This window comes from Actinoplanes philippinensis (genome assembly GCF_900113015.1).
GTDB classification, from domain to species: domain Bacteria; phylum Actinomycetota; class Actinomycetes; order Mycobacteriales; family Micromonosporaceae; genus Actinoplanes; species Actinoplanes philippinensis.
The window spans coordinates 63,399-84,788 of the sequence record NZ_FONV01000005.1; the positions used below are offsets into that span (position 1 = coordinate 63,399).

Genomic DNA, 21,390 nt, shown 5'->3' on the forward strand with positions numbered 1-21,390 from the left:
GCGCCGCGTGCCACGGGCCGGTCTACCGGTCTCCCGGAACCTGCCAGGATGTGGCACGCAGGCCGGCGGTGCCGGAGCCGCCGACGTCGATGATCTCCACGAGCACGAGCTGGGCCGGCGCCGCCGCGGTGAGCACACACACGGCCGTGCCCTCCTTGACCTCCACCGCCAGCCCCCGGCCCAGCGGGGCGGTGCGGATCGCCCGGTCGCAGTCGGCCGCGTCGGCGTCGGCGCTCACCTGACGGCTGCCACCGGCCGCGCCCACGCCGAGGCCGAGCTGCGGCGGCTTGGTCCCGCAGCCGCCGTCGTAGCGCAGGTCGGCGAGGACCTCGGCGGCGTCGGCCCGGGGCTCGTCCAGGTCCAGGTGCAGCACGGCGGCGCAGGCCACCTGCAGGCGCAGCGGCTCCTTGGCGTAGGCGACCGGGTATCGCGCCGGCTGCGGCGGCCGGGCCGCGACCGAGGCGATCACCGGAGCGGCCCGGAAGGCGGGCTCGGGGGCACGGGTCGCCTGGTAGGCACGCCAGGAGAGCCAGACGCCGGCCCCGGACGCCAGCAGGGCCAGCAGGCTGAGGAGGATCGCGGCGACGATCCCGGCCCGGCGGCGGCGCGGGCGCGGGGCGACGGCCGGCTCGGGGTCGGCCACGACGATCGGGGGCGGCGTGGCGGCCCGGGGGATCAGAGCCGCCGGCGGATCGGGAGCCGCGCCCTCCCGCGGCCGGCTCTCCGGGGCGGGACCGTCGCGGGCGGTGCCGAGCGGCTCGGTGGGGCCGTCCGGGTAGCGGTGCTCGGAGGCGCGCTGGTGAGGCACCCGATGACCCGGCGGCGACGCGGGGTGCGGCGCCTCGGGCGGACGGTGGACGGGTTCGCCGGCAGATGCGCGGAATACGGACATGGCGGACTCCAACGGCGCAGTCGGTGAAAACGCTCGTTCGGCGCTCAACCACCGTAAACACCATCGATCCGGTAGACCATCCCCCGGCGGGGGACGACCGTCCGGGAGTACGGCGCTCCGCCCGCCGATTCACCCGGCGCCGGTAGCCCGTACCGTCTCGGGCGCCCGCTCGTCCCACCGCTCCAGCCGGAAGCCGGTCACGGCGCCTCCTCAGAAATAGGTGTGCAGCACGTCCACGACCCGCCGATCCTCGTCGACCAGAGGGATGTCGCGCCACTTGTCGAAGGCGGTGCACGGGTGCGAGAGACCGAAACGGATCAGGTCGCCGGGGGTCAGGGCGAGATCCGCGACGGCGAGGTACGTGTGGTGGTCGTTCAGCTTGGTCACCCGTACCCCCTCGGCCTTGACGGTGTGACCGTCCGCCCGGCGGACGTCGAGCGGCTCCGGCAGCCCCTCGTCGAACGACGCGTCGCGTTTGCCCATGCCGGCGATGGCCAGGCCGGGCTCGGGCGCCGAGATCACCTGGGCCCAGATCTCGAGCGCCGCGGCGAGCGGCCCCTCGGCGGGCACCCGGGTGAACGGCGTCCGCTCCCGGTAGAACCCGTCGTCGTGGGTGACCGTGGCGCCACTGCGCAGGACCAGCCGGGCCCGGTCGCGGAGGCCGCCGAGACGGGCGATGACCCGGTCGAACCAGGCGCTGCCGCCGCAGGCGACGAGTCCGCGATCCGGCAGTAGACCGGCTTCGATCAGGCGGTCCACGCCCGCGGCGAGCTGATCGAGGTACGCGTCGACGCTCTCCTGGTCCCGCAGCTGGCCCTCGTAGCCGGCCACCCCGGCGAGTTCCAGCCCGGGCGCCGCGTGCACCGCACGGGCGATCGTCTCCAGCGCGCCGAGCCCGCGCACGCCGGTCCGGCCGCCGTCGTGCCCCAGCTCCACGAGCACCCGCAGCGGTCCCCCGGCGGCGGCCGCGGCCTCGACCCCGGCGAGCGAGTCGACCTGGAAGCACACCTGCCAGCCGGCGGCGCTCTCGGCGGCCAGCCAGCGCAGCGCCACCGGGTCGAGGACCTCGTTGGCGATCAGCACCCGTTCGATGCCGAGCCGCCGCAGCACCAGCGCCTGGTTGGGCGTGGCCACCGTCATCCCCCAGGCGCCGGCCCTGACCTGGGCCGCCAGCAGCACCGGCGCCATCGTGGTCTTGGCGTGCGGCGCGAGGTCGAACCCGTGCCGCCGGCAGTAGGCGGCCATGGTCGCGATGTTGGCCTCCACCGCCGCCCGCCGCACCACCAGCAGCGGCCAGGTGAAACCGCCCTCGAAGAGGCCGCGCCCGCGGGGATCGACAGTCCCGTCCGGCGCCCAGAAGCCCTTGCTCCGCCAGTCGATCGTCATGTCGCTCCTCGCTTGTCAGACTTCTCGCCATGGCCGACACCAAGCACTCCGCCGGATTCCGCCGCAACGTCGAGCAGACCTGGGGCGACGCCGGGCGGGCGTGGCTCGCCGGGCTGACCGGGCTGACCGCCCGGCTGATGGCGGACTGGGAGCTGACCCCGGCCGGGCCGCTGCCCCTGAGCATGAACTGGGTGGGCCGGGTCCGCCGGGCCGACGGCAGCCCGGCCGTGCTGAAACTGGGCGTGCCGGAGAGCGGCCACCTCGCCGACGAGGCCACCGCGCTGGAGTGTTTCGGCGGCCGGGCGGCGATCCGCGTGCTGGCCCGCGACGACGCCCGCGGCGCGCTGCTGCTGGAGGAGGCCCGGCCGGGCACCCCGGCCGCGGCGCTGACCGCCCACGACGACCCGGCGGCGACGGCCGTGCTGATCGGCGTGATCAAACGGCTGCACCGGCCGGCGCCGGACGGGGTGGCGCTGCCCGAGCTGTCCGGCCGGATCGCGTCGTTCCGCCGGCATCTTGAGCGTTTCCCCGGCGACGACCCGCTGCCCCGGCATCTGGTGGAGCGGGCCGCCGGGCTCTTCACCGAGCTGTGCGCGAGCGCGACCGAGCGGGTGGTGCTGCACGGCGACCTGCACCACGACAACGTGCTGGCCGCGGAGCGCGAGCCGTGGCTGGCGATCGACCCGCACGGGGTGATCGGCGATCCCGGATACGAGATCGGGGCGCTGCTCTACAACCCCGACCCGGACGCGCCGCACGAGCCGGTGCTGAACGCCGCGGAGGCCCGGATCGAACAGCTCGCCGACGGTCTGGGCATGCCCGCCGACCGGGTGGTGGCGTGGGGTTTCGTCCAGGCGGTGCTCTCCGAGGTGTGGACCTTCGAGGGCGACGGCAGGGTGACCACCCGGCCGCTGATGCTGGCCCGGCGGCTCCTGCCGCTGTTGTCCTGACCGCCCGGGCCCGGTCACTCCGGCTCCCCGCGCAGGTCGGCGGTCATCTCGTGCAGCTCGGCGAGACGATCGGCGAGGTCGCGGGGGTGGCCGGGCGCGTCCGGCCGGGCGTCCTCCGGCCGTGGCCCGCTGAGCGGGCGGTAGTTGACGCCGAGCGCGTCCAGCAGCTCCAGGTGCCGGGGCAGGCGTGCGGCGAAGTCGGCGAAGTCCCGCCCGGCCGGGCTCCAGACCACTTCGGCCAGCGCACACAGCCGGGGGAAGGCCATGTACTCGACCCGGCGCAGCGACTCCATGTGCTCGGTCCAGATGTTCGCCTGGGCGCCGAGGACGAGCGGCGAGTCCGGCGGCTCGTAGGCGTACACGTCCTCCAGGGTGAGCAGGGTGCCCACCGGGGTCGGCTCGCCGGGGTCGCCGGACTGCCGGTAGTCGAGGTAGAGCTTCACGTCGGGGCAGCAGACCACCTGGTGGCCGGCCCGGACGGCGACCTCGGCGGGTTCGGTGCCACGCCACGCGGCGACGACCGCACCCTCCGGCGCGCCGCCGGCCAGGATCTCGTCCCAGCCGTAGAGGCGGCGGCCCCGGCCGGCCAGATGGGCCGCCATCTCCGCGGTGAAGGCGGCCTGCAGCTCCCGGCCGCCCGGCCACTCGACCGTGGGGCACTCGTCGCCGCCGATGCCGATCAGATCGGACGGGAAGACGTCGCAGACGTGGTCGAGGACCTCGCGGCAGAAGCCGAGGGTCTCCGGCGACAGGTTGAGGACGTGCGGGGAGATGCCCCAGCCGGTCCGGACCGGGCCGGCGAAACCGTTGCCGAGCTCGGGGTACGCCGCGATCGCCGCCTGCATGTGGCCGGGCATGTCCACCTCGGGGACGACGGTGACGTGCCGCCGGGCCGCGTGTTCGACGATCCGGCGCAGGTCGGCGGTGGTGTAGAAGCCACCGTGCGGCCGGCCGTCGTAGCGGTCGTGGACGCGTGAGCCGAGCATCGTCGACGAACGCCACGCGCCGACCTCGGTGAGCCGTGGCCACCCGGGCACCTCGATGCGCCAGCCCTGGTCGTCGGTGAGGTGCAGGTGCAGCACGTTCAGCCGGTGAAAGGCGATCAGATCAACGAATCGCAGGACATCGGGTACGGGCATGAAGTGCCGTGCCACGTCGAGCATGACGCCCCGCCACGCGAACCGTGGCGCGTCCTCGACCCGGCCGCACGGCGGTGGCGACCCCAGTCGCGCGAGGGTCTGCCGGCCGTAGAACAGCCCGGCCGCCGAGCCGCCGCGCAGGAGGATGCCCTCGGGCGCCAGGTCCAGGACATAGCCCTCGGGCGGAAGGCTCGGGTCGAGGCGCGCCACGACATCGGCGCCCGCGGTGGCGCCGGGCTCCAGCCGTACCGACAAAGGCCTGGGAATCAATCCTTGACCGCCCCTCCGAGACCCGCGACGAGGCGGCGCCGGACGATGAGGAAGAAGACCAGCACGGGAAGTGTCATCAGCGTCGAGGCGGCCATGATGGCGCCCCAGTCGTTCTCGTCGGGTTTGAAGAACACCAGCAGCGCCATCGGCAGCGTCTGATTGCCGGCCTCGCTGATGATGAAGGTACGCGCGAACAGGAAGTCGTTCCACGCGTGGATGAACGAGAACACGCTGGTCGCGGCGAGTCCCGGAGCGACCAGCGGGAGAAGGACGCGCCACAGGACGGTGAACCGGCCGGCCCCGTCGAGCTGTGCCGCCTCGTCCAGCTCGTCCGGGATCGCGCCGACGAAACCCCGCAGCATCCAGATCGCGAACGGCAGGGTGAACGCGGTGTGCACCAGCATCAGCGAGCCCAGCGTGTTGAGCCCCACCCCGGGCACCACCGTCCCCACGTCCCGGACCAGGAAGAACAGTGGGATGGTCAGCGCCTCGATCGGCACCATCTGGGCGATCAGGAACGTCACCAGCAGCGTGGTCCGGAACCGGAAGCGGAACCGGGTGAGCGCGACCGCGGCGAGGAACGCGATCAGCCCGGAGACCGCCACCACGACCAGCGCCACCACGAGGCTGTTGAGCAGGTAGCGGCCGAAGTCGTTGACCGCGAGCACCCGCCGGAACGCGTCCAGCGACGGCGCCGCCGTCCACGGCCGCTGGTGCAGCGACTGGATCTCCCCGGCCGGTTTCACCGCGGCGAGGACCATCCAGTAGATCGGGAAGACGGTGATCAGCGCGACGAGCACCGCCACCGCGTCGAGCAGACGACGACCGAGTCTCACAGCTGTTCTCCCGACCGGCGCAGCGCTCTGAGGTAGACGAGGGTGACGGCCAGCAGGATCAGCGTCATGACCACGCCGATCGCGGCGCCGCGGCCGTACTCGCTGGACGCGAAGGCCTGCTGGTAGGCGTACACGTTGAGGGTGAGGTTCTGCCCGGCCAGGCCGCCGCCCCTGGTCATGATGTAGATCTGGGTGAACACCTTGAAGTCCCAGATGACCGACTGGATCACGACGATCGCCAGGACCGGCCGCAGGATCGGCACCATGATCTGCCAGAAGGATCGCCAGGCGCCCGCCCCGTCCAGCGCGGCGGCCTCCAGCACCGACTTCGGGACGGCCTCGATGCCGGCGTAGAGGGTGACCATCACGAACGGGAAGGACGCCCACACCACCACCGCGCCGACCAGGCCGAAGGCGGTGTACCTGTCGTACATCCAGTTGAAGCCCTCGATGCCGAGGAGCTGGTTGACGAAGCCCAGGTCGGTGTCGAAGAGGAACATCCAGGTGGTGGAGCCGGAGACGGCCGGAACCGCCCAGGCGGCCATCGCGGCCAGCGACAGCAGCAGCCGCGGGATCCGGCTGACCCGGGTGAGCAGCACGGCCAGGCCGGCGCCGACCGCCAGGGTGGCCAGCACGCACGCGGCGGCGAACAGCACCGTGGACAGCAGCACCTCCCAGAACCGGGAGTCGCCGAGGAGCCGGGTGTAGTTCTCCGCGCCCACGAACCGGGTCGGCTGCCCGCCGCTGACCTGCGCCTGGGTGAAGTCGAGCACCGAGAGCAGGCCCAGCTGGTACATCGGGTAGAGGAAGAGGCCGCCGAGCACCACCGCGGCCGGCAGGAGCAACCACAGTGGCGCCCGGGTGCTCGCCCGGCGGGCTCGGCTCACGGGGTGAGGGCCTCGTCGATCAGCTTGGCGGCCTCGGTGGTGGCCTCGTCGACGGTCGCCTTGCCGGTCGCCACCTTCTCGATCATGGTGGGCAGCACCGCGGAGGCGTCGATCTTGCCCCAGCCCGGGTCGAGCGGGACGAACCTCGTGCCGGCGCCGATGGTGTCGACGAACGGCTTGACGAACGGATCCTTGGCGACCACCTCGGCGCTCGCCGGCTTCAGCGTCGGCAGGTTGCCCATGGCGTCGTACATCCTGGCCTGGTATTTCCGGCTCGCGAGCAGGGTGAGGAAGTCGGCGGCCAGGGCCGGGCGCTGGGCGTTCTTCATGATGCCGAGGTTGTTGCCGCCGGCGAAGGCCGGAGCGATCGAGCCCGCGGTCAGGCCGGGCAGCGGGACGACGGCGTACCTGCCCTTGGCCGCGCCGGCGTCGACGGCGGCCCGGTTGAAGTTGCCGAGGATGCCCATCGCGGCCTTGCCACTGGCGAACAGCTCGACGGTCTTGCCGCCGGTCAGATCGGCGCAGTTCTGCGGCGGGCAGTTGTCCTCGGCGATCAGGGCGGTGTAGGCGGTCAGGCCGGCCCGCGACGGCGCCGAGTCGATCGAGGTGATGTCGCCGCCGTTGGCCCAGACGAAGGGCAGCGCACCGAAGGTGTACTTGCCGCCCACCGCGACACCGAACATGTCCGGTTTCGCGGCGCGGACGGCCCGTGCCGTGCTGGTCAGCTCGGCCAGCGTCGCCGGCGGCTTCAGCCCCAGCTCGGCCAGGACGTCGGTGCGGTAGTACAGCGCCCGCACCCCGAGATACCACGGGACGCCGAGCAGGGTGCCCCGGTAGGTGGCGCTCGCCTTGGCGTCGGCGGCCAGGTCGGCGCCCTCGGGCCAGTTCCCGACGACCGCGCCGAGGTCGGCCAGGCCGCCGGCGGTGGCGTACTCGGGCAGGTCGGTGTTGCCGTACTCGACCACGTCGGGGGCGCTGGCCGGATCGTTGAACGCTCCCTTGAACCGCTCGCTGCGGGTGTCCACGGCGATGTACTGGACGTCCACCGTGGTGTCCGGGTGCGCGGCGGTGAACTCGGTGACCGCCTCCTTGACCACGGCCTCCTTCGGCGCGCGGTTGGGCTCGTCGAAGAGCCAGACCTTGAGGGCGCCGGTCCGCGGGCCGCCGTCGGTGGCGCCGGGCGCCGGAGCGGAGGTCGAGGGGGCGCAGGCGGTGATCGTCAGAGCAAGAGCGGCAGCCGCCGCCAGTCGCAGTCTCATCAACACTCCATACGAACCAGGTTCGTTAATAGTTCGTTTTCGATGCGCCCTAGCCTGCGGCTCCGAGCAGGTCACCGTCAAGACTTGACCGAAAGGGGTTGGTCGGACACGCTACGACGGCACTAACGAACTACTTGAGAACGAGACGGGGCCGAGATGATCGGACTGGTGGTGCACGCCAGCCACCGGACGCGGTTCGCCGAGGCGGCGAGCACGCTCACCGGAGTCGAGTTCGCCTGGGCCGTCTACGAGCGGGAGGACGAGATCCGCGACCGGGTGTCCGGCCTCCTGCGCGAGCACCGGCTCGACGGGCTGCTCCTCGGCCTCGTCCCGTACGCCCGGGCCCGCGACCTGATCCCCGCCGACCTCCCCGTCACCGTCACCCGCTCGGCCGCGCTCGACCTGGCGCTGGCCTGGGCCCGCGCCCGCGGCAACGGATGGCCCGCCACCCCGGTCAGCGTCGACACCTTCACCACCGAGACGATCGACGAGGTGGCCACCGCCCTCGACCTGGACCGGACGGCGATCGCGGCGCTCCCCTTCGACCCCGACCAGCCGGTCGCCGAGGTCGCCGACTTCCACCGCGAGCAGCTGGCGCGCACCGGGGCGCCGTACGTGATCAGCGTCCGGATGGGTGTGGCCGCGGCCCTCGACGGCCGGACCGCCGTGCTGCACGCCCTGGCCACCCCCGGCACCATCCGCGCCGACCTGCACGAGCTCGCCCTGCGCATCCACACCAAACGCGCCGACGGCCAGCGCTTCGCCGCCGCCCTCTTCCTGGTCGCCAAGCCGGAGCAGAGCAGCGACCTCGACCGCGCCCGGGTCGGCCTCCAGCACCTGCTGCTCAACACGCCCGCCTTCGCCGACGCCTGGATCGACCACCGCGGCGCACGCGGGGTGCTGGTCTTCGCGCCCGCGTCCCTGTTCGAGAGCGTCACCAGCCACTGGGTCGGCCTGCCCGTGCTCGCCGAGGCCCGCGAGACGCTGGGCATCCGGGCCGTCGCCGGGTTCGGCATCGGCGCGTCCGCACGGCTCAGCGTCACCCTCGCCGAACGCGCCGCGGCCCGCGCCGAACAGGACGCCGACCCCGGCGCCTACCTGTTCACCGGCGACGGGATGACGATCGGCCCGATGGGCGCGCCCGCCGCCCCGCTCACCTACACCTACCGTGAGCACGGCGAGATCGAGCGCCTGGCCGGACGAGCCGGCCTCAGCCCGGCCACCCTGTCCCGGCTCGCCGCGATCGAGCGCAACCTCGGCGGCCAGCCGCTGTCCCCCGCCGAACTGGCCCGCACCCTCGGCATCACCGACCCCAGCGGGCGCCGGCTGATCCGCAAACTGACCAGCGCCGACCTGGTCGTCGAGACCGGCAGCGCACAGGAGAGCCGCAAAGGCCGGCCCACCCGGCTGTACCGGCTCGCCATCACACCGGCGCTGGACACCACCCGATGACCTGGGACCTGCTGCTCACCGGCGGCACACCCGGCGACGTGGCGATCCGCGACGGCCGGATCGCGGCGGTGGGCGGCCCGCCCGGCGCCGCCCGCGCGATCATCGACGTCACCGGCTGCCTGATCACCCCCGGCCTGATCGACCTGCACACCCACGTCGGGCCCGGCTACTGGGGCATCGACCCGGGCCCGGTCGCGTGGCGCTCCGGCGTCACCACCTGGGTGGACGCCGGGTCGGCGGGGGCCTACACGGCGGCCGGGCTGCGCGCCGTCGCCCGCGCCGCCGACGTCCGCGTCCACGCCCTGCTCAACATCTCCGCCGTCGGCCTGGCCGGGCGCACCGGCGAAAGCCGTGACCTGGCCAACTGCGACGTGGCGCTGGCGATCGACACCATCCAGGCCGACCGGGAGCTGTTCCACGGCGTCAAGGTGCGCATCGACGCCGAGACCGTCGGCGCCAACGGGGTCGAGCCGCTGCGCCGCGGGCTGGCCGCCGCCGAGGCGTGCGGCGTCCCGGTCATGGTCCACATCGGTACGGCGCCGCCCGCCCTCGACGAGGTGCTCGGCCTGCTCCGGCCCGGTGACCTGGTCACCCACTGCGCCAGCGGCATCGCGGCGCCGCTCGGGCCGGCCGTCCGCGACGCCGCCGCGCGGGGTGTGCTGCTCGACCTGGGGCACGGGTCCGGCGGCTTCGCCTTCGACGTGCTCGAAGCGCAACTCGACGCGGGGCTGCGACCGTACACGATCTCCACCGACCTGCACGCCCGGTCCCTGCACGGCCCGGTCTTCGACCTGCCCACCACCATGGCCAAACTGCTCGCCTGCGGCGTCGCCCTGCCCGACGTGATCACGGCGGTCACCGCACACCCGGCCCGGGCGCTGGACCTGCCCGGCGGCTCCCTCACCGTCGGCGACCCCGCCGACTTGGCGATCTTCGAGGTACGGGAGGAACCGCTCACCGTCGTCGACGCGCACCGGCAGACCCGCGTCTCCCCGATCCGGCTGGTCAACCGGGCGACATACGTGGCCGGCCGCCCCCTGCCACCCCGGCTGCCCGCCGCCCCGGCCCCGTGGATCCCGCTCACCGACACGCAACGGGCCGCCCTGGCCCGCCGTGAACACGACCTCCGTGCCCTGCTCGCCACCCCGATCGTCGACGTGGACGGGCTGGCCGAACAGTTCCCCCGAGCCTTCCCGGCGCCGATCCTCCCCCGATCCGACTCTCTTCCCCGATCCGAACCGAGGAGTTCCTGATGCCCAAGCGCGCTGTGATCACCAGCCAGGCGGCGCCCGCCGGCGGCCCGTACTCGCACGCCGTCGTCGCCGGCGACACCATCTACCTGGCCGGCGCGATCCCGGCGCTGCCCGACGGCACCCGGATCACCGGCAGCTTCGCCGAGCAGGCCCACGCCGCGTTCCGCAACCTGGCCGCCGTCGCCGAGGCCGCCGGATCCAGCCTGGACGACGCCGTCCGCGTCGGCGTCTACCTGCGCGACTTCGGTGACTTCCCGGAGATGAACGAGATCTACCGCCAATACATCAAGGGCGACCACCTGCCGGTCCGCACCACCCTGCCGGTCCCCCTGGTCGGTTTCGCCATCGAGATCGACGCCGTCCTCTACACCGGCGCCTGACCCACCGCGGGTAGCCGGGCGCTCTCCTGGGTAGAGGAACATCCATGCCTCACACGGGAGAGTTGCTCGGCGGACGTTACCGGCTCGACGATCGCATCGCCGCCGGTGGCATGGGCGAGGTGTGGCAGGCGACCGACACGGTGCTCGGCCGGGCGGTCGCCGTCAAGACGCTGCTCGCCGACCGCGCCACCGACCCCGGTTTCCAGCGGCGGTTCCGGCACGAGGCGCAGGCCCTCGCGGCGCTGCGCCACCCCGGCGTGGTTCCGGTGTACGACTTCGGCAACACCGCGGTCGAGGACGCGTACCTGGTCATGGCCCGCGTCGAAGGCCAGCCGCTGAACCGGATCCTCGCCGAACGCGGCCGCCTCACCCCCGCCGAGACCATGTCAGTGGTGGCGCAGGCGGCCCAGGCCCTCGAAGCGGCCCACGAGGCGGGCATCGTGCACCGCGACGTGAAACCCGGAAACCTCCTGATCGAACCGGACGGCACCGTGGTCCTGGTCGACTTCGGCGTCGCCCGCTCCGCGAACTCCGCCACCGTCACCAACGCGGGCGAGGTCGTCGGCACCGCCCTCTACATCGCACCGGAACAGGTCGCCCAGCACTCCGCCGGGCCACCCGCGGACGTGTACGCGCTGGGCGCCCTCGCCTACCACTGCCTCGCCGGCCACCCACCGTTCCAGGGCCGCAACCCGATCGCGATCGCCCTGCAGCACCTGGAGGACGAGCCGCCCGCCCTGCCGTCGGACGTGCCGCCGCCGGTCCGCGACCTCGTGCGCACCGCCCTGTCCAAGAACCCCGCCGACCGTTTCCCCTCCGCGGGGATCATGGCGGAGGCGGCCCGTTCCGCCGCCACCCCCCTCGGCGACACCACCTCCACGCCCTTTGCCCCCGCCCCGCCCTCCGGCCCGGCATCGCCGACCGCGTCGGCCTCCGGGGCGGCACCCGATGACGACCTTGCGGCCACCCGGGCAGGATCACCGTGGATCGGCGTCCTCGGCATGCAGCCGCTCGACCGGACCGCGATCCACGACGTGCTCGACGACACCGCACCGGGCGCGGCTGCCGCCGCCGTCCCCCAGCCTCGGTCGGCACCCCTTCCGGACAGCACCTCCCCGGCCGGCGCGGGCACGACCGGCGCGGGCATTATGAGCGCGGGTGCAGCCGGCGCAGGTGCGGCCGGCACAGAAGCGGCCGGCGCGGGCGCTGTCGGAGCGGCGGGGGCGGGCGCAGGAACGGCCGGCGTCGACGCTGTCGATGCCGGCGCACGAGCAGGTGGCGCGGGTGCGGTCGGTGCGGCTGCGGCGACCAGGAACGGCGACGCTGCGGCCCGGCCGACGATGGTGGGCGATGCCACGGCCACGACCCGGCCCGCGACGCCGGTGCCGGCCCCGCCCGGAACGAGCGGGACAGCCGGAGACATGGGCGACCGCCGCCGTCTGCCGCTTCTGCTCGTGCTGGCCGCGGTCGTGCTGCTCGGTGGCCTGGGCGCGCTGGTGGCCGCCGATCCGCTCGGCTGGTTCGCTGATGAGCCGAAGCCGACGACCAACGCTCCGGCGGCGCCGGTGAGTTCCGCACCGCGGTCCGCCGCCCCGGCCGCAGGTGGCGACGGCGAGAAGGAGACGACCCGGCCCGATCGGACCGGCGAGACCGGGAACGACGACCGCCCGACGAGCGCGGCGCCGACCAGCCGCCCTGCCGAGGCCCCGGGGGCCACCGAGCCGACCGCACCGGCGACGACCGGCGATACCGCCACCCCCACGCAGACCGTGACGACGCCCGAGGAGACCGGCGACCCGGATGACGACGAGACCGAACCGGGCGCCAACGAGGACGGTGGCGACCAGGCAGGCGGCAACGAGGCGGGCGGCAATCAGGCGGCCGGCAACCAGGGGGGCGGCAACCAGGCGGCTCAGAACTAGGCCGCCGGAAAATCAGCCGGACCTGAGCGGCCATGTTTCTCGCGATCTTGATCGGTCGGCCACCGGAAACGGCGGCCGACACCGGCCACCCGCCGATCCGCCACCGCCCGAACCCTGACGGCCCTCCGCCAGCCACGACCGGTCGGCCACCGGAAACGGTGGCCGACCGATCAGGATCGATCGCCGTGCCGCCACAGGAACGGGCCCCCTGGCGGGGTCAGGCGAAGACGTCCTGCTGGTAGCGGCCCGCCGCCTCCAAGGAGCGCAGCCACGCCTCGGCCTCGACCGTGGTGGCGCCGGTGTGGCGGCGGAAGATGGCGTACAGCTCGTCGCGGACCGCCGGGGCCATGCGGGCGCCGTCGCCGCACAGGTAGATGTGGGCGCCCTGGTCGAGGAGCTCCCAGACGGCGTCGCCCTGGGCGGCCAGGGCCTCCTGGACGAAACGGTACGGGTGGCCGTCGACGGCGGAGAAGGCCAGGTGCAGGTCGGTGACGCCGTCGGCGGCCCACTGTTCCATCTCGGCGCGGTACAGCCAGTCGTGGGACGGGTGGCGGCAGCCGTAGAACAACATCGCCGGGCCGCGGCCCTCGGTGAGCGCACGCTCCTGGAGGAATCCTCGCAGCGGGGCGAAACCGGTGCCGGGGCCGATCAGGATCAGCGGGGTGGCCGGGTCGGCGGGGAGCCGGAACGGTGGCGCCGGCACCCGGACGTGGCCGTAGAAGACGTCACCGGGGGACAGTTTGGCCAGGTACTGGGAGCACATGCCGCGGTAGCGGCCGTTGCCGGCACGGGACGGGCCGTCGACGAGGCCGACGGTGATCGTGACGAGGGACGGGTCGGCCACGGGTGACGAGGAGATCGAGTAGAACCGCGGCCTGATCGTGCCGACCAGCTCGAGGAAGACCGCGAACGGCAGCTCGACGGCGGGGAACCGCTCCAGCAGGGACAGCACCGAGACCCGCTTGGCGAGGATCTCGTCGGCGTACAGGTCGGGCGAGGTGGTCCACGCGGTCAGCTGGCGGGTCGTCCACGGGCACTCGGTGTGCTGGGCGAGGGCCTCGATCTGGCCGCGGGTGGCCGGCTCCTGCAACTCGACGAAATCGGTGAGCAGCAGGCCGGCGGTGACCGGCACGCCGATCGGCAGCCCGGTCGGCCGCTCGCCGTTCTGGCCGAGACGGATCACCAGGTCGCGGGAGACGCGGAGGGTGTGCAGCGCCCAGTCGACGAGGTCGGGGGCGTTCTTGGCGTAGACGGCCAGGTGGTCGCCCGCGGAGTAGGTGACGCCCTCGGGGAGCTGGACGGTGATCGCCTTGACGCCGGGGCGGGGCGCCTCACGGCTGAAGTCCCACAGGCCGGCCGGGTCGCCGACCAGCTCGTCCGCCGACATGACCATGACCGGGTGGGCCTGGGCGGAGACGACGGCGGGGCGGATCTGGTCGTCGCCGAGCACCTCGACGCTGTACCGCGGACCGCTGCCGGCCTGCGACGTCGCGCCGAACTCGGTGGCGAGCGCGCTCCACAGCCCGTTGAGCCAGCTCTGTGCCATGCCGTCGAAGTCACCGGCGGCGTCCGTCTCGCCGCGCTCGACCAGGGGCCGGGCGCCCGCGGCGGCGAGCTTGCCGAAGACGCGGCGGGGGTACGCCTGGTAGGTCGCCCACTGTGTGTTGCCGTTGCCCAGCACCGCGAATCGCACCTGGTCCAGCGCACCGGCCGGGATGTCGAGCTCGTCGAAGGCCTGCGCGTTGTCCGGCGCCTTGCCGTTGTAGCTGGACGTGACGACGGCCAGCAGCCCCTCGGCGGGCAGGTCGGCGGCCAGGTCGTCGAGCGTCTGCACGGTCACGTCGAACCCGGAGCGCCGTGCCCGGTCGGCGATCTGCTGGGCCAGATCCTCGGACGTGCCCAGGTTGGACCCGTAGGCGACGCGTAGCCGTACCCCCGAAGCGTGAACCTCGGCGGTCTCGGACGTCTCGGCGACCGCCTCGCCGAAGGAGAGACGCTCGTGCGCGAGACGGGGACGGACCCGCAACCGGAAACCGTCGGGCTTGATGGTGAGGGTCTGCTTGATCCGCAGTTGATGGCCCGCCGGGTCGGCGATGGCCAGGCGCTGCAGCAGCATGGCGAGCGCGAGCCGGGCCTCGGTGAGCGCGAACTGACGGCCGATGCAGGCGCGCTCGCCGTTGCCGAACGGCTTGTACGCGTGCGGGTGGTGCTGCGCCTTGTTCTCCGGCAGCCACCTGTCAATGTCGAACGTCTCCGGGTCGGACCACGCGGACGGGTGGGTGTGCAGCGGCTTGAGGAGGACCGCGATCTTCTGGCCGGCCGGGATCTCCCAGCGGCCGCCGAGCGTGGTGGCCTCCCGGGAGGCCAGGCCGATCGCGGTGATCGGCGAGTGCAGGCGCAGGGTCTCGTCGAGGATCCGCGGGATCACGTCGAGCTTCATGATCAGTTCGTAGGTGGGCACGGTGTCACCGGGCAGGATCCGGTCGACCTCGGCGTAGGCCTGGGCCAGCACGTGCGGGTTGCGCATCAGGTGGTGCAGGGCGAAGGACAGGGTGCCGCTGGTGGTCTCGTGGCCGGCGATCAGGAAGGTGAGCACCTGGTTGCGGATGTTCTCGTCGGAGAGCCGGGCGCCGGTGAGCGGGTCACTGGCCTCCAGCATCAGGCCGAGCAGGTCGTTCACCTTCTCCCCGGAGGCCCGGCGGGCCCGGATGACCTCGTCGACAGTGTCCTGCATAACCGCGATATCCGATTTGTACGCCGCATCGGCCCGCTTCTTCAGCCCGGTGACCATCGGCAGCTGCCGGGTCCGGTTCATCGCCTCGGTGAGCGCGCTGCCCATCGCCTGCAGGAACGGGTGCAGCTCGGCCTGCTCGAAGGACCGGAATCGCTGCCCGAACCCGGCGAGCGTGATGGTGTCGAGGGCGAGGCGGGTCATGTCGTCGGAGACGTCCACCTCGGAGCGGCCCGACCAGGCGGCCACCAGGTTCTCGGCGATCTCCAGCATCTGCGGGAAATACGCCTTCATCGAGCGCTGGCTGAAGGCGGGCAGCAGGATGCGGTGCGCCTGGCCCCACACCTCCTCCCCGTCACGGGCGGTGAAGAGACCGTCACCGGCGAAGTCGCGGACGTGTGCCAGCGGCGGGTCGATCGGCTTAAGAAACCGGGACTCGTCGCAGACCTCGGCGACCAGGTCGGGGTCGTGCACGAAGACGACGTGCCGGCCGGCCAGGTTGAGCCGGTAGATGCCGTCGGGGTGCTGCGCGGCCAGGTCGGCGAAGAACCGGTGGGTGCCCTCCACCGGGACCTGGAGTCCATTGCCGACGATCGGCAGGCCACGGGGGGTGGGAATCGCGGCGCTCACGGGGGGATCCTCCTCAGCCATACGGTGTATGGCTACTACCATACGGCGTATGGCTGAAACCGCTAAGTCCGGTGATCAACGTTTGACAAGGGCCGCAATCCTCCAAGCGGCTCTGAGAATCGTCGACACCGACGGCGTGGACGCGCTGAGCATGCGCAAACTCGCTGGCCAACTGGGTGTCAATCCGATGTCGATCTACCACCACGTGGAGAACAAGGCGGCCCTCCTGGAGGGCCTCACCCGGCTGGTGACCGATGGCGCACGTCACATCGCGGTCGGGCAGGGACCGTGGCAGGAGCAACTGCGCAATCTGGCGTACGAGTTCCGCGCCCTGAGCCTCGCCCACCGCAACCTGATCCGGTACGCCTTCACGAGTGACGACTTCATCCAGCACGACGGCCCGATGTGGCGCACCCTCTGCGCCGTGCTGCGCAGCGCCGGCCTGCCCGAGGCCGAGGTGGAGCGGACCGGCGCGGTTCTGGCCGTGCTCGTCGGCGGGCTGCTGCACACCGAGGTCAACGGCACGATGCGAAGACTGATCGGATCAGGGCAGGCCGAGGACGCCGGTTTCGCGCTGGCCGTGAACCTCTTGATCGACGGGGTGGCGGCCCTGGTGACGGGGTGACCTGACCATGAAGTCGTGATGAAGAGGCTGTGGAAGACCTGTGTCAACGCAGGTAAGCTCGGCCACCGTTCCCCGGCCGGTAACTTCATCTAGGTAGGACATGTCGGTCACCCACGACACTCAGTCTGCTCCTGCTCGGCAGGAGTCAGGCTCGCAGACCCCCCGGCCGCACCTGGGCTTCCGCCCGGACATCGAGGGCATGCGTGCCATCGCGGTGACGCTGGTCGTGCTCTCGCACGCCGGCATCTCCAGCCTCGAGGGTGGTTACGTCGGCGTCGACGTCTTCTTCGTCATCTCCGGCTTCCTGATCACCACCCTGCTGCTCAAGGAGCTGGGCCGGACCGGGCGGGTGTCACTGGCCACCTTCTACGCCCGCCGCGCCACCCGGCTGCTGCCCGCCTCGACGGTGGTCCTGCTGGTGACCGTGGGGGCGGCCTGGCTGTGGCTGCCGGCCACCCGGTTCAAGTCGATCTCGCTGGACGCGATCTACGCGACCTTCTACGGCATCAACTGGCGCCTGGCGAACGAGGGCGTCCAGTACATGAACGCCAGCGCCGAGCCCTCCCCGCTGCAGCACTTCTGGTCGCTCGCGGTGGAGGAGCAGTTCTACCTGGTCTGGCCGCTCCTGCTGCTGATCTTCGCGCTGGTCTGGGGCAAACGCCGGGCCCCGGTGATCGTCACCCTGGTGCTCGTCGTCGTGGCGTCCCTCACGGTCAGCGTCCTGCAGACCTCGACGTCGGCGCCGTGGGCCTACTTCGGAGCGCACACCCGCGCCTGGGAGCTGGCCGTCGGCGCGCTGATCGCGGTGGGCGCGGCCCGCCTCGCCGGGTTGCCGCGAGGGCTCGCCGCCGCCATGACCTGGGCCGGCATGGCGGCCGTGGTGGTGTCGGCGTTCCTCTACGACGAGGAGACCCCGTTCCCCGGCTCGGCCGCGCTGCTGCCGGTGCTCGGCGCCGCCGCGATCATCGCCGGTGGCTGCTCCGCGCCCGCCGGCGGCGCCGTCACGGTCCTGCGGACGTGGCCGTTCCAGCAGCTCGGCAAGTACTCGTACAGCTGGTACCTGTGGCACTGGCCGGTCCTCATGGTCGTCCCGCACATGCTGGACGTGGAGCCGAACGTCCCGCTCAACCTCGGTCTGGCCGCCGGCGCGCTGGTGCTGGCGATCGGGTCGTACCACGTCATCGAGAACCCGGCCCGCAATCAGGCGTGGGTGAAAGCCAAGTCCCGCCGCGGCCTGGCCGCCGGTCTCGCGCTCTCCTGCTTCGCCGCCCTCTTCGCCCAGGTCGGCGCGATGAAGCCGCCACAGCTGGCCAAGGGCGCCCCCGCCGTCGACACCGCCGCGGCCGTCGCCGCCGCCGACGACCCGGAGGCCGAGCTGCAACGGATCATCGCGGCCTCACTCGCCACCGGCAAGCTGCCGTCCAACACCGCGCCCCGGGTGCAGAGCGCGGGCAAGGACACCCCGGCCTACTACGCCACCGGCTGCCACCTCGACTACCTGGACTCGGCGATGCCCAGCCAGTGCGTGTTCGGCGACCCGGCCGGCACGCGGACGGTGGTCCTGTTCGGTGACTCGCACGCCGCGCACTGGTTCCCGGCGGTCGACGCGATCGCCAAGGAGCGTGGCTGGAAGCTGCTCGTCCGTACCAAGAGCGCGTGCAACGCCGCGTCGGTGCTCACCTTCAGCCCCGGGCTCAAGCGCGACTACACCGAGTGCCCGGCCTGGCGCGCGGAGGTGCTCGCCGAGATCACGCGGGCGAAGCCGTACCTCGTGGTGATCTCCTCCAGCGGCAACGACGGCAACCCGCTGGTGGACGAGGCGGGCAACCGGCCCTCCGGCGCCGCCCTCGACACGCGCTGGGCAGCCGGCTGGGAGACCACGTACCGGGCGCTCAAGGCGGCGAAGACCAGGCTCGTGCAGATCCGGGACACCCCGTGGCCCGGCTACAACGTGCCGGAGTGCATCGCCGAGCACTCGGAGAAGGTCGCCCGCTGCGCCGCCCTGCCGGAGGAGTCGATCATCCTGCCCGACCGGCAGGAGCTCGTCGCCGCGACCGCGAAGCGCAACGGCGTCCAGATGATCGACGCGCTGCCGTGGTTCTGCACGGCCGACGCCTGCCCCGGCCTGGTCGGCAACCTGCTGGTGTGGCGCGACGACGACCACATCACCACGCGGTACTCCGAGATGCTCGCCCCGCTGCTGTCCGCGAGGCTGCCGAAGTAGAGGAAACGGCCCCGCCACCCCACGGAAGCACCGGGTGGCGGGGCCGTTCCATGTTTTGATCAGTCCAGGGGTTACACGTCCGAAACTTCCACCTGCGAGCATTCCGTGGCGCGATCAGCAGGAGGTCCCTTTGTTCCTCAGCCAGCACGAGCAGGAACGCCTGCTCATCCACGTCGCGGCCGACGTCGCCCAGCGACGCCGCGACCGGGGCCTGCGCCTCAACTACCCGGAGGCCGCCGCGATCATCACCGCCTTCCTGCTGGAGGGGGCGCGCGACGGGCGGACCGTCGCGGAGCTGATGGACGCCGGCCGTCGTGTGCTCACCCGCGACGACGTCCTCGAGGGCGTGCCGGAGATGCTGGCCGAGGTGCAGGTGGAGGCGACCTTCCCGGACGGCACCAAGCTCGTCACCGTCCACGGGCCGATCTCGTGATCCCCGGCGAGGTCCTCTTCGGCGACGGCGACATCGAGATCAACGCCGGGCGTCCGACCATCGATCTGACGGTACGCAACACCGGCGACCGCCCGGTGCAGGTCGGCTCGCACTTCCACTTCGCCGAGTCCAACGCGGCCCTGGAGTTCGACCGGGCCGCCGCCTGGGGCCACCGGCTCGCGATCCCGGCCGGCACGTCGGTCCGTTTCGAGCCCGGCATCCCCCGCGACATCACCCTCGTGGCGCTCGCCGGCAACCGCGTCGTGCCCGGCCTGCGCGGCCTGGCCAGCGGCCCGCTCGACCAGCCGCCGCCCCCGGCCGAGCCGGACCCCACCGACATCGAGCCGGCCGGCTCCCTCGACGAGGACACCGGCGAGGGCGAGCACAACGGGAGCCCCCGATGACCTTCCTGGACCGCGGCCGCTATGCGGCGCTGCTCGGGCCCACCAAGGGTGACCGGATCCGGCTCGCCGACACCAACCTGCTGATCGAGATCGAGGAGGACCGCAGCTCCGGCCCGGTCCCCGGCGACGAGGTCGTCTTCGGCGGCGGCAAGGTGATCCGCGAGTCGATGGGCCAGGGCCGGGCCACCCGCGCCGAGGGCGCCCCGGACACCGTCATCACCGGTGTCGTCGTCCTCGACCACTGGGGCATCGTCAAGGCCGACGTCGGCATCCGCGACGGCCGGATCGCCGCCATCGGCAAGGCCGGCAACCCGGACACCATGGACGGGGTGCACCCCGATCTGGTCATCGGCCCGGGCACGCAGATCCTGGCCGGCAACGGCAAGATCCTCACGGCCGGCGCGATCGACAGCCACGTGCACCTGATCAGCCCGACCATCCTGGACACCGCGCTCGCCGCCGGCATCACCACCATCATCGGCGGCGGCACCGGGCCCGACGAGGGCACCAAGGCCACCACCGTCACCCCGAACGCCTGGCACCTGGCCCGGATGCTGGAGTCCCTGGACTCCTGGCCGATCAACGTGCTGCTGCTCGGCAAGGGCAACACGATGTCCGCCGAGTCGATGTGGGAGCAGCTGCGCGGCGGCGCCGGCGGTTTCAAGCTGCACGAGGACTGGGGCACCACACCCGCAGCGATCGACGCCTGCCTGCGGGTGTGCGACGCGTCCGGGGTGCAGGTGGCGATCCACACCGACACGCTGAACGAGGCCGGGTTCGTCGAGGAGACGCTGCGGGCCATCGCCGGGCGCTCGATCCACGCGTATCACACCGAAGGGGCCGGTGGCGGGCACGCGCCGGACATCATCACCGTCGCGTCACACCCGAACATCCTGCCGTCGTCGACCAACCCGACCCGCCCGTACACCCGCAACACCCTCAGCGAGCACCTGGACATGCTGATGGTCTGTCACCACCTGAACTCGTCGGTGCCGGAGGACCTGGCGTTCGCCGAGAGCCGGATCCGGCCGTCCACCATGGCCGCCGAGGACTACCTGCACGACCTGGGCGCCATCTCGATGATCGGGTCGGACTCGCAGGCCATGGGGCGGGTGGGTGAGGTCGTCACCCGTACCTGGCAGACCGCGCACGTGATGAAGGCCCGTGTCGGCGCCCTGCCGGGCGACGGCGCCGCGGACAACAACCGCGCCAAACGGTACGTCGCGAAGTACACGATCTGCCCGGCCCGGGCTCACGGCATGGACGCCCAGGTCGGCTCGGTCGAGGTCGGCAAGCTCGCCGACCTGGTCCTCTGGGACCCGGCCTTCTTCGGGGTACGCCCGGCGGTCGTCCTCAAGGGCGGCATGATCGCGAGCGCGCAGATGGGCGACGCGAACGCCTCGATCCCCACGCCGCAGCCGATGCTGCCCCGGCCGATGTTCGGCGCCTACGGCGTGGTCCCGGCGCAGACGTCCCTCGCGTTCGTCGCGCCGGCCGCCATCGACGCGCTGCTCAGCGACCGGATCGGGGTGAAGCGGGCGCTGGTCCCGGTCGGTGACACCCGCTCGGTCGGCAAGGCGGACATGCCGCTGAACGACGCGATGCCCCGCATCGAGGTCAAAGCCGACACCTTCGAGGTACGCATCGACGGCCAGGTCATCGAACCGGACCCGGTCGACGTCCTGCCGATGGCCCAGCGCTACTTCCTGTTCTGACA

Annotated in this window: 17 protein-coding genes; 10 read left to right on the top strand and 7 right to left on the bottom strand. The window is 72.5% G+C overall.

Annotation, left to right across the window (positions count from 1 at the left end; translation table 11 throughout):
• Positions 1 to 22 precede the first annotated feature (22 nt).
• On the bottom strand, positions 23 to 808 hold the full coding sequence (locus BM290_RS13755) for a hypothetical protein (RefSeq protein ID WP_093613878.1): 786 nt from the start codon (positions 806 to 808) through the stop codon (positions 23 to 25).
• 294 nt (positions 809 to 1,102) lie between these two features.
• Positions 1,103 to 2,278, bottom strand: coding sequence for an alanine racemase (locus BM290_RS13760; RefSeq protein ID WP_093613880.1), 1,176 nt, complete (start codon positions 2,276 to 2,278; stop codon positions 1,103 to 1,105).
• Between the two features lie 29 nt (positions 2,279 to 2,307).
• Here BM290_RS13760 and BM290_RS13765 point away from each other — a divergent pair, with 29 nt between their 5' ends.
• Positions 2,308 to 3,228 carry an aminoglycoside phosphotransferase family protein gene (locus tag BM290_RS13765; protein ID WP_093613882.1) on the top strand — a complete coding sequence of 307 codons (921 nt, stop codon included), beginning with the start codon at positions 2,308 to 2,310 and terminating at the stop codon, positions 3,226 to 3,228.
• Positions 3,229 to 3,242: 14 nt separating this feature from the next.
• Here the strand turns inward: BM290_RS13765 and BM290_RS13770 are convergent, their stop codons facing one another.
• The 4 genes from BM290_RS13770 to BM290_RS13785 are packed head-to-tail and all read right to left on the bottom strand — an operon-like array spanning position 3,243 to position 7,619.
• Positions 3,243 to 4,622, bottom strand: coding sequence for a beta-N-acetylhexosaminidase (locus BM290_RS13770; RefSeq protein WP_239144074.1), 1,380 nt, complete (start codon positions 4,620 to 4,622; stop codon positions 3,243 to 3,245).
• A gap of 11 nt (positions 4,623 to 4,633) precedes the next feature.
• Positions 4,634 to 5,473 (bottom strand): carbohydrate ABC transporter permease, encoded by an 840-nt coding sequence (locus BM290_RS13775; RefSeq protein ID WP_093613886.1) that lies wholly within the window; start codon positions 5,471 to 5,473, stop codon positions 4,634 to 4,636.
• On the bottom strand, positions 5,470 to 6,360 hold the full coding sequence (locus BM290_RS13780) for a carbohydrate ABC transporter permease (protein ID WP_093613888.1): 891 nt from the start codon (positions 6,358 to 6,360) through the stop codon (positions 5,470 to 5,472). Before BM290_RS13780 ends, BM290_RS13775 begins: the two co-directional genes overlap by 4 nt.
• On the bottom strand, positions 6,357 to 7,619 hold the full coding sequence (locus BM290_RS13785) for an extracellular solute-binding protein (RefSeq protein WP_093613890.1): 1,263 nt from the start codon (positions 7,617 to 7,619) through the stop codon (positions 6,357 to 6,359). The genes BM290_RS13780 and BM290_RS13785 overlap by 4 nt, the downstream gene beginning before the upstream one ends.
• Positions 7,620 to 7,775: 156 nt before the next feature.
• On the opposite strand from BM290_RS13785, the gene BM290_RS13790 reads away from it, so the two are divergent.
• The 4 genes from BM290_RS13790 to BM290_RS50930 are packed head-to-tail and all read left to right on the top strand — an operon-like array spanning position 7,776 to position 12,626.
• Positions 7,776 to 9,071: a MarR family transcriptional regulator gene (locus BM290_RS13790; RefSeq protein ID WP_093613892.1), complete on the top strand. Its 1,296-nt coding sequence runs from the start codon at positions 7,776 to 7,778 to the stop codon at positions 9,069 to 9,071.
• Positions 9,068 to 10,324 (top strand): amidohydrolase family protein, encoded by a 1,257-nt coding sequence (locus tag BM290_RS13795; RefSeq protein WP_093613894.1) that lies wholly within the window; start codon positions 9,068 to 9,070, stop codon positions 10,322 to 10,324. Before BM290_RS13790 ends, BM290_RS13795 begins: the two co-directional genes overlap by 4 nt.
• On the top strand, positions 10,324 to 10,704 hold the full coding sequence (locus tag BM290_RS13800; protein ID WP_093613896.1) for a RidA family protein: 381 nt from the start codon (positions 10,324 to 10,326) through the stop codon (positions 10,702 to 10,704). The genes BM290_RS13795 and BM290_RS13800 overlap by 1 nt, the downstream gene beginning before the upstream one ends.
• A 44-nt stretch (positions 10,705 to 10,748) precedes the next feature.
• Positions 10,749 to 12,626, top strand: a complete 1,878-nt coding sequence (locus BM290_RS50930; protein ID WP_203779849.1) for a serine/threonine-protein kinase — start codon at positions 10,749 to 10,751, stop codon at positions 12,624 to 12,626.
• Between the two features lie 217 nt (positions 12,627 to 12,843).
• On the opposite strand, the gene BM290_RS13810 is transcribed toward BM290_RS50930, so the two are convergent.
• Complete coding sequence (locus BM290_RS13810) at positions 12,844 to 15,987, bottom strand: bifunctional cytochrome P450/NADPH--P450 reductase (RefSeq protein WP_203779858.1); 3,144 nt, start codon at positions 15,985 to 15,987, stop codon at positions 12,844 to 12,846.
• A gap of 49 nt (positions 15,988 to 16,036) precedes the next feature.
• Between BM290_RS13810 and BM290_RS13815 the strand changes: the two genes are divergently transcribed.
• From BM290_RS13815 to BM290_RS13835, 5 genes are all read left to right on the top strand, one after another.
• Positions 16,037 to 16,612: a TetR/AcrR family transcriptional regulator gene (locus tag BM290_RS13815; RefSeq protein ID WP_177319699.1), complete on the top strand. Its 576-nt coding sequence runs from the start codon at positions 16,037 to 16,039 to the stop codon at positions 16,610 to 16,612.
• A 199-nt stretch (positions 16,613 to 16,811) separates the two neighbouring features.
• Positions 16,812 to 18,836 (top strand): acyltransferase family protein, encoded by a 2,025-nt coding sequence (locus BM290_RS13820; RefSeq protein WP_177319700.1) that lies wholly within the window; start codon positions 16,812 to 16,814, stop codon positions 18,834 to 18,836.
• A 130-nt stretch (positions 18,837 to 18,966) separates the two neighbouring features.
• Positions 18,967 to 19,269 (top strand): urease subunit gamma, encoded by a 303-nt coding sequence (locus BM290_RS13825; RefSeq protein WP_093613904.1) that lies wholly within the window; start codon positions 18,967 to 18,969, stop codon positions 19,267 to 19,269.
• Positions 19,266 to 19,673, top strand: a complete 408-nt coding sequence (locus BM290_RS13830; RefSeq protein WP_093613906.1) for an urease subunit beta — start codon at positions 19,266 to 19,268, stop codon at positions 19,671 to 19,673. The genes BM290_RS13825 and BM290_RS13830 overlap by 4 nt, the downstream gene beginning before the upstream one ends.
• Entirely contained in the window at positions 19,670 to 21,388 is a 1,719-nt protein-coding gene (locus BM290_RS13835) for an urease subunit alpha (RefSeq protein ID WP_093613908.1), read from the top strand. The genes BM290_RS13830 and BM290_RS13835 overlap by 4 nt, the downstream gene beginning before the upstream one ends.
• The last annotated feature ends 2 nt before the right edge of the window (positions 21,389 to 21,390 follow it).